Raw genomic sequence first — 5,334 nt, forward strand, 5'->3', positions numbered from 1 at the left:
GTGTACGGCGCGGGCCTGGTCGGGCTCACCGCGGCCGTGATCGCGGCGGAGGAGGGCGCCGACGTGCGCATCGCGGATCCGAGTCCGGACCGCCGCGCGACGGCGACCCGGTTCGAGCTGTCGGCGGTGCCGCCGGCAGCCGTGGACGCGGAGTCGGCGGACGTCGTGATCGAGGCGTCCGGGCACGCCGTGTCCGCGGCGATCGACGCGGCGGACACGGGCGGCGTTGTGGTCCTCGTCGGCAGCGTCTTCCCGGCGGATCCGGTGCCGCTGGACGCCGAGCGGATCGTCCGCGGCCTCGTCACGGTGGCCGGCGTGCACAACTACACGGGCCAGGAGCTGGCCGCCGCGGTGGCGTTCATGGCGGGTCGGGGGAGGGCCCATCCCTTCGCCGACCTCGTCGGGTCCGTGCATCCGCTCACGGACGTGGACGCCGCGCTCGCCGAGGCCGCCGCGCCCGACGCCCCGCTCCGCGTCGGTCTCACCCCGCGCTGACCCGCCGTCCCCGCCCTTCGTCCGTCCCCGCCCGCGTCCCCGCCCTTCGTCCGTCCCCGCCCGCGTCCCCGCCCTTCGTCCGTCCCTCCGACGCCCGTCGCTCGTCCCCGCCCTTCGTCCGGGTCCCCGGTGTCGAGTGGTCAGTTTCTGTGGGTTCCGCGGCGTTCAACCCGCAGAAACTGACCACTCGACCGAGGAGGACGGGCGCGAGACTGCGGTGACGGCATGCCCCCACCCTAAGCTGGGGGGATGCCCGAAAACTCCGCCGCCGGGGTCGGCACGCCGTCGCGGAACATCGGCGTCGGCGTCGCCCTCGTCATCGGATCCTGCCTCTCCCTGCCGTTCGGCGCCGCCGTCGCGACGACGCTCTTCCCCGCCCTGGGGACCTGGGGCGTCACGTCCTTGCGCGTCCTCATCGCCGCCGTCGTGGTGACCCTCATCGCGCGTCCGAGGCTGCGGCACTGGAACCGGGCGCAGTGGACCGCGGCGATCCTGTTCGGCGTCTCGGTCGCCGCGATGAACGGCACGTACTACGCCGCGATCGAGCGGATCCCGCTCGGCCCCGCCGTGGCCATCGAGTTCCTCGGTCCGCTCGTTCTCGCCGCCGCGCTGACCCGTCGCGTCGTGGACTTCCTCTGGGTCGGCCTGGCGCTGGGCGGGATGGCGCTGCTCGCCGTGGACGGGCTCACCGGCAGCGATCCGCTGGACCCGATCGGGGTCCTCTTCGCGCTCGTCGCCGCGGGGTTCTGGGTGATGTACATCCGCACGAGCACCCGTGTCGGCGCCCTCATCCCGGGCACCGGCGGCCTCGCGGTCGCGCTCGGGGTCGCCGCCGTGCTGCTGCTGCCGTTCGGCATCCCCGCGATGGGGACGGCCGTGGGGGAGCCCTCGCTGCTGCTCATGGCGGGCCTCACCGCACTGCTCGCCTCGGTCATTCCGTACACGCTGGAGCTCGCCGCGCTCCGGCGGCTGCCGCAGCGCGTGTTCGGGATCCTGCTGAGCCTCGAACCGGTCTTCGCGACGCTCGCCGGATGGATCGTCCTCGGTCAACAGGCGACGCCGCTGCGGATGGCCGCGATCGCGCTGGTCGTCGCGGCGAGCATCGGGGTCACGGCGGGGGCGCGCCGACGCCGCGGTGCGGGCCCGGACGAGGAGCCTCCCTCGCTCATGACCGGCTCGATCCCGGTCGTCCCGGACTGACGTCAGGACGCCGCCCGTCATCGAGCGCCGACCGGGAGGAGCTCGGGCGTAGCCTCGAAGCATGAGCGCGCTCACGGATCTCCTCGGCATCGACGTCCCGATCATCCTGGCCCCGTTCGGCGGCCTCAGCTCGGTGGAGCTGACCGCGGCGGTGAGCGACGCGGGAGGACTCGGATCCTACGGACTGTACGGGTACGACGGCGACCGGATCCGCGAGACCGGCGCCGCGCTGCACGCCGCCACCGATCGGCCGTTCGGTCTCAACCTCTGGCTTCCCCAGGGAGACGAGGTCGAACCGGATGACGGCTACGAGGACGCCGCGCGTGCGCTCGCCGGGTACTTCGCGGAGGTCGGGCTGGAGGTTCCGGCGCGTCCGGCCCGCTACCTGCCGACGCTGGAGGAGCAGCTCGACGCCGTGTGGGACGTGCGTCCGGCGGCGCTGAGCGTGGTCTTCGGCGTCCCGTCGCGCGAGGTGGTCGACGCGGCGCACGAGCGCGGCATCCGTGTCGTTGGCACGGCGACGACGGTGGCCGAGGCCGTGGCGCTGGAGGCTGGGGGCGTGGACGCGGTCGTCGCGACGGGCTCCGAGGCCGCGGGGCACCGGGTCTCCTTCCTCCGTGCGCCCGAATCCTCGCTCGTCGGCGGGATCTCGCTGATCCCGCAGGTCGCGGACGCGGTCGCGGTCCCGGTCATCGCCGCGGGAGGGATCGCGGACCGCCGGGGAGTCGCCGCGGCCTTCGCGCTCGGGGCGCAGGGCGTCCAGGTCGGCACCGCCTTCCTCGCCACTCGCGAGTCCGCCGCCAACGAGGCCCACGTCGCCGCGATCCGAGCCACCGCGGCCGACGAGAGCGTGCTCACGAGGGCGATGAGCGGGCGTCTGGCCCGCGGCGCCGCCAACCGTGCGGTGACCGAGATCGAGGCGGCTGGCGCGATCGCCGCCTTCCCGGCGCAGAACTGGATCACAGGCCGGTTCCGGGCCGCCGCGGGCACGCGGGGGCGAGGCGATCTGCAGTCCCTCTGGCTCGGTCAGTCCGCGCCGCTGGCCACGCACGACACCGCCGCGGAGGTCTTCGCCGAGCTCGCGGACGGCCTCCCCGTCTGACAGTCCGGAGGCCCTCCCCTCGCGGCCGCGCAGCTCGCCGGGGAAGCACCGGTATGCCGGGGACGACCCCGGTCGGCGGAGGCGGAGCCGGTCAGAGGATGACCGTCGAGCGGCCGTGCACGATGACCCGGTCCTCGGCGTGCCAGCGCACCGCGCGTGCGAGGACGAGGCGCTCCACATCGGCGCCGCGCTGCTGCAGCTCCGCGGCCGACTCCGCGTGGGTGACGCGCGTGACGTCCTGCTCGATGATCGGCCCCTCGTCGAGATCGGCCGTCGCGTAGTGCGCGGTCGCGCCGATGAGCTTGACGCCGCGCTCCTTCGCCCGCGCGTACGGGTTGGCGCCGATGAACGCCGGCAGGAAGGAATGATGGATGTTGATGACCGGGGCGCCGAGGCGCTCGATGAAGTCGTCCGTGAGGATCTGCATGTAGCGGGCGAGCACGACGAGGTCGACGTTCCCCTGCAGCAGCTCGAGCTGACGCCGCTCCATCTCCGCCTTGCCCTCGGGCCCCGGGGCGCCGGGGATGTGCACGAACGGCACGCCGAACGACCGGACCGCCTCCGCGAGATCGGGGTGGTTCGAGACGACCATCGTGACGTCGATGTCGAGCTGGCCGCGCTGCGTGCGCCACAGCAGCTCCAGCAGGCAGTGGTCGTACTTCGAGACGAAGATCGCCACGCGCTTGCGCCGTGACGCGTCGTGCAGCGACCACTCCATGCCGAATCGCTCCGCCACCGCGGCCAGCGACGCCTCCAGGGCGGGCCGGGCGGCGGCGAGGCCCTCGAGATGGAGCACCGTGCGCTGGAAGAAGCGACCGCCCTCCGCGTCGGTGGAGTGCTGGTCGAGGGAGATGATGTTGGCGCCGTGCTCGGCGAGCACGCCGGCGACGGCGGCGACGATGCCGGGCTGGTCGTCGCAGGCGATCAGCAGGCGTGCGGTGTCGGGCTGGGCCATGGTGCTCCTCGGAGGCCTCGCGGGGGTGTGGATCGATTCTGCCGTTCCCCGCCCCGGGAGGCGAATCCTGGGCGTCACGCGGGCGACTCGGGCGCACATGTCGTGTCCGGCGGAGAACCGGGCCGGGCGGCGGGACGCGGTGTCGCTAACCTGAGTCCGTGACGCCCAGCGAAGCAGGCCTCGTCCTGATCCCCGCCCTCGCGGTGCTCGCGCCCCTGCTCGCCCGCGCGGTCCGCCCGGCGGTGCGCGTGCCGATCGTCGTGTTCGAGCTGCTGCTGGGGATCCTCGTCGGCCCGGCGGCGCTGGGGTGGGTCCAGCCGCACGTCGTCACCGACACGCTGGCGGACTTCGGCCTGGCGATGCTGTTCTTCGTGGCCGGGGCCGAGATCGACGTCCGAGGGATCGGCACCCGCTCGCTCGGACGAGCCTCGCTCGGGTGGATCCTGAGCCTCGCCGGAGGGATCGCGGCGGGCCTGCTGCTCGCCCCCGGAGACGGCGCCGTGGTGATCGCGATCGCACTGAGCTCGACGGCCCTCGGCACGCTCATGCCGATCCTCCGCGACGCCGGTGAGCTCGGCACGCCGTTCGGCCACGCCGTGTCCGCCATCGGCGCGGTCGGCGAGTTCCTCCCTCTCGTGGCGATCTCGCTGTTCCTGAGCGCGCGCACCACGGTCGTGTCGGCGCTCGTACTGCTCGCGTTCGTCGTCATCGCGGCGTTGGCGATCGCCCTCGCGCACCGCACGCCGCACGGGCGTCTGCACGCCGTCATCCGGGCGACGCTGCACACCTCGGACCAGTTCGGGGTGCGGTTCGTGCTGCTCCTCATCGCCGCGCTCGTGGCCCTCAGCGTCGTCCTCGACCTCGACATGCTGCTCGGGGCCTTCGTCGCCGGAGCCGTGTGGCGGATCATCATGGCGCGCGCCCCGGAGGCGGACGCGGCCGCGGTCGAGAGCAAGATCGAGGCCGTGGCGTTCGGCTTCCTGGTGCCGATCTTCTTCCTCATGACCGGCGTGCGCTTCGACCTGGGCGCGCTGCTGGCGGCTCCGGCGATGCTGCTGCTCGTCCCCGTCTTCCTCGTCCTCCTGCTCGTGCTGCGCGGCGGCGCGGCGCAGCTGTCGGCACCGGCGGGCTCGTCCGGGCGGGACCGGATCGGCCTCGGGCTGCTCGGCGCCACGGGTCTGCCGATCATCGTCGCCGTGACCGCGATCGGCGTCGACCAGGGCATGCTCGGCTCCGGGACGGCGGCGGCGCTGGTGGGCGCCGGGATGCTGTCGGTGCTCCTATTCCCGGTGATCGCGATGCAGGTGCGCGGCGAGCGGCTGCCGTCGCGGCCGACCGTGCCCCCGGGGGAGTTGTGACGGTCGCGGCGCTGCTGGCCGACGCCCGCGCGCGCCTGGCAGGGCTCCCCCAGGAGGGGCTGGGGGTGGAGAAGACCTCGCGCTGGCGTGCGCCGCGGATCGTGCGGGCCGGATCCGCCTGGCACGTCGGGGTGCTGCTGCTCACCGCGGACGAGGTGTTCGCCACCGCCGAGGTGCTGCGGGCCGCCGAGGAGGTGCGGCGCGGGTACGCCGCCGAGTCGGCG

General features: G+C 74.0%; 5 protein-coding genes and 1 pseudogene. 5 read left to right on the forward strand and 1 reads right to left on the reverse strand.

What is annotated here, in order from left to right:
* The 3 genes from MR1_RS18410 to MR1_RS18420 all read left to right on the forward strand — a co-directional run.
* Nucleotides 1-495, forward strand: a 495-nt coding sequence (locus MR1_RS18410) for a zinc-binding dehydrogenase (RefSeq protein WP_157518379.1), incomplete at its 5' end; no start/stop codon positions are given.
* 249 nt (nucleotides 496-744) lie between these two features.
* The gene (locus MR1_RS18415; protein ID WP_067250540.1) at nucleotides 745-1,695 is read left to right on the forward strand and encodes an EamA family transporter; all 951 of its coding nucleotides are present in this window, start codon (nucleotides 745-747) and stop codon (nucleotides 1,693-1,695) included.
* Between the two features lie 61 nt (nucleotides 1,696-1,756).
* On the forward strand, nucleotides 1,757-2,797 hold the full coding sequence (locus MR1_RS18420; RefSeq protein ID WP_067250543.1) for an NAD(P)H-dependent flavin oxidoreductase: 1,041 nt from the start codon (nucleotides 1,757-1,759) through the stop codon (nucleotides 2,795-2,797).
* Between the two features lie 91 nt (nucleotides 2,798-2,888).
* On the opposite strand, the gene purU is transcribed toward MR1_RS18420, so the two are convergent.
* A complete protein-coding gene (gene purU, locus MR1_RS18425) occupies nucleotides 2,889-3,752 on the reverse strand; it encodes a formyltetrahydrofolate deformylase (protein WP_067250545.1) in 864 nt (287 codons plus the stop codon).
* Nucleotides 3,753-3,910: 158 nt separating this feature from the next.
* On the opposite strand from purU, the gene MR1_RS18430 reads away from it, so the two are divergent.
* Both MR1_RS18430 and MR1_RS18435 read left to right on the forward strand, forming a co-directional pair.
* Nucleotides 3,911-5,110, forward strand: a complete 1,200-nt coding sequence (locus tag MR1_RS18430) for a cation:proton antiporter (protein WP_067250548.1) — start codon at nucleotides 3,911-3,913, stop codon at nucleotides 5,108-5,110.
* A pseudogene (locus MR1_RS18435) lies at nucleotides 5,107-5,334 on the forward strand (glutaminase); the annotation flags it as partial. The gene MR1_RS18430 and the pseudogene MR1_RS18435, both read left to right, overlap by 4 nt.

Origin of the sequence: Microbacterium resistens NBRC 103078 (assembly GCF_001552355.1) — a bacterium.
Classification (GTDB): domain Bacteria; phylum Actinomycetota; class Actinomycetes; order Actinomycetales; family Microbacteriaceae; genus Microbacterium; species Microbacterium resistens.

What these genes read in the sequence shown, in the direction of transcription:
- MR1_RS18415 (WP_067250540.1), top strand. Translation starts at nt 745, where the DNA reads ATGCCCGAAAACTCCGCCGCCGGGGTCGGCACGCCGTCGCGGAACATC.
- purU (WP_067250545.1), bottom strand. Translation starts at nt 3,752, where the DNA reads ATGGCCCAGCCCGACACCGCACGCCTGCTGATCGCCTGCGACGACCAG.
- MR1_RS18420 (WP_067250543.1), top strand. Translation starts at nt 1,757, where the DNA reads ATGAGCGCGCTCACGGATCTCCTCGGCATCGACGTCCCGATCATCCTG.